Genomic DNA, 1,415 nt, shown 5'->3' with positions numbered 1-1,415 from the left:
ACCATCACGGCGGTGGCCACCAACGGCGGTGGCAGCACGACTACCAGCAGCATCCTGGTCACGCTCGATACGACGGCGCCGAAGATCGAGATCTACTCCCCTGCCGCCAACGCCAGCACCAGCGCGGCCAACGTCACGGTCAGCGGCATGATCAACGATATCGTGGTCGGCACGGTCAACCCGCAACAGGCGACTGTCACCGTAAACGGGATCGCCGCCGACGTCCTGAACCGCAGCTTTGTGGCGCGCGACGTGCCGCTGGAAATCGGCGCCAACGCCGTGCAGGCGGTTGCCACCGACCGTGCCGGCAATCGGGCCACCGCCAATATCAACGTGACGCGGCGGCCAACGCCAGGCGGCTTGCGGCTGGTGTCCGGGAACAACCAGCGTGCTCCTGTCGCGACACTGCTGGCAGCACCGTTGATTGTGGCGCTGACAACCGAGCAAGGTGCGCCACTGTCCAACAAACCGGTCATATTCCGCGTCATCGGCCTGGACGGCACGGTCGCCGCCAGCACGGCGCCCGGCAATGGCCTTTCCGCGCTGGCCGTCAACACCGACGGCGAAGGCAAGGCGCAAGTGTACTTCCGCTTGGGCACCCGCGCCGGCGCGGGTAATCTGGTTGAAGCCAGTACCGCAGGCATGCAGGCCACCGTCGATTTCGTCGCCACGGGCACACCGGGGGGCGCCAGGCTGATGGTCGTCGACTCCGGCAACAACCAGACCGGCGTCGTCGGCCAGGCCTTGCCCTTCCCTTTCATCGCCATCGTCACCGACGCCAACCATAACCGCCTCGCGGGCATCCCCGTCACATTCGAAGTGAAAGACGGCGGCGGCGGCTTTGGCGCGGCACGCCTGGGCACCTACCAGACCACCAGCGACAGCGACGGCCGTGTCGCCGCGACGCTGATACTGGGACCCGATCAGGGCGTGAACAACAATGTCGTGGAAGTCAACTACGCCGGCAGTACCGGCTACGGCGCAGCCTTCGCCGCCAACGCCCTGGTGCCGGGTCCGGCCGCGCAGACCCGCATCTCGGGCGTCGTTCTGGACAACAGCAACAACCCGATACCCGGCGTGACCATGCGGCTGCTGCAGATCACCCAAGGCAACCGCAGCAACATACCGCAGGAAATGGCGGCGCCCGTGCAGACCGACGCGCAGGGGCAATTCGTCATGCAGCCAGTGCCGGTCGGCATATTCAAGCTCATGGCCGACGGCGGCACGGCGGCGCGCAGCGGGACCTGGCCGACACTGGAATTCGATATGGTCACGGTGTCGGGCCAGAACAACACGCTGGGCATGCCGATCTTCCTGCCGGAACTGCATCCCAACGATCGCGTTTGCGTTGACGAAACCACGGGCGGGACCTTGAACCTGCCCGACGTGCCCGGTTTCGCGCTGACCATCGCTCC

At 66.3% G+C, this 1,415-nt stretch carries 1 protein-coding gene; it reads left to right on the top strand.

From position 1 onward, the window contains the following. On the top strand, positions 1 to 1,415 hold a 1,415-nt coding region (locus AC3WOS_RS28505; protein ID WP_492720695.1), incomplete at both ends, for a hypothetical protein.

This window comes from Rugamonas sp. FW305-51, assembly GCF_058786935.1.
The sequence above is the reverse complement of the archived record's forward strand: the minus strand, read 5'-3'. Positions and strand labels throughout refer to the sequence as shown.